A 1,474-nucleotide genomic window follows, 5' to 3' on the forward strand; every position below is an offset into this window, starting at 1 on the left:
TCCCGCTAGCGTTCATCCTGAGCCAGGATCAAACTCTCCATTGTATGTTTGTTCTTGACTCACTCAAAGTTTTTTAACGCTTTAGTTTTTCCTTACTTGGTTGTTATATTGTATGTCAATGATCTTCGTTCTTTCGCTTTTTAACGGGACAATCTTTCTGTCAGTGTCACCCCGTATTTGCGAGTGCAAAAGTAATAACTTATTTTTTATTGACCAAATGTTTTTAAAGATTTTTTAAAGTTTTTTGATGGCCTTAAATCCTTTGTTTTCATTTTGTCAATCTCACTCCTGCCCCCGTTTTACCGGACTGCAAAGATACAAAACTTTTTTAACCTCGCAACTTTTATTTCTGAAAATTAAAAGTTTTTTTCGATTTGTTTCTTTATTATATGATGATGCGTTATATTTATAATCCCATCTCTAATAAAAGTGATTCCTTAATGTTATCTACTTATCTAAAAGCTCTTCTGCGCTTACTGAATATCTCTCGTTTTTCAGTGCGGCAAAAGTAGAAACTTTTACCTATACAATCCTAATTTATTTAATGTAAAATTTATATTGAAAGCATTTTGTGGGAAACTTTGATGTCTAACTTATTGATATGTTTTTAGATTAAAAGATTGTTAACACTTATCCACATTGATGAAATAGTATTTTAGTGTTTTAGTGTTTTAGTGTTTTAGTGTTTTAGTGTTTTAGTGTTTTAGTGTTTTAGTGTTTTAGTGTTTTAGTGTTTTAGCAAAATTAAAGCATATAGAGAACTTCCAAAAAAATTCAAATATTTTTGATTAATTTTTTTATAATTTTAAATTGACTACAAGAGACGTAAAATAATCGGCGGACCTGATTCTTTAAAAGTAATTCTACTTTTTAAATAAAATACAGGGATATATATTATTCTGATAATCTCTCGTAGATTTTGCAAAGAGCGCAAATTTTATTTTAAATCTTATTTTCTTTCCTTATTGATCTCTATACAGTTTGTCCTCTGGAGGATCCAGACTGGCGCTTAAAATATAAAAATGAATACTATATTAACCATTAATAAGATTTAAGATCTTAAGTCATATTTAAGGAAAATCTCAAAGATATTTTAAAAAAGCAATTTGCTTACATTAATTAAATGAGATGGCTGTACTTCGATAAGCTCAGAACAGACGACTTCGGTTGTCGTAATGATACAAAACTATCTTCTGTGATTAGCAGACCACCCTACGGGGCTCATGATCTCTCTGCACCACATTGTAATGCTATTAACAGCTCGCTACTCCGGAGCCCCCTTATTATTCATTGCTTATTGCTTATTGCTTATTGCTTATTCAAAAATAATTTGATGTTGATATAAAACAAAAAAAAGTCTCATAGAATAATCTATGAGACTTTAAATAAAAACTGGCGGCGACCTACTCTCCCGCTTTCGCAGTACCATCGGCGCTGGTGGGCTTAACTTCTGTGTTCGGAATGGGAACAGGTG

At 31.4% G+C, this 1,474-nt stretch carries 1 rRNA gene; it reads right to left on the reverse strand.

Annotated elements, in window-relative coordinates:
* Positions 1–1,390 precede the first annotated feature (1,390 nt).
* A 5S ribosomal RNA gene (gene rrf, locus ACR1PN_RS20440) occupies positions 1,391–1,474 on the reverse strand; the annotation flags it as partial.

Source organism: Chryseobacterium sp. RLHN22, assembly GCF_051011795.1.
In the GTDB taxonomy this organism is placed as follows: domain Bacteria; phylum Bacteroidota; class Bacteroidia; order Flavobacteriales; family Weeksellaceae; genus Chryseobacterium; species Chryseobacterium zhengzhouense.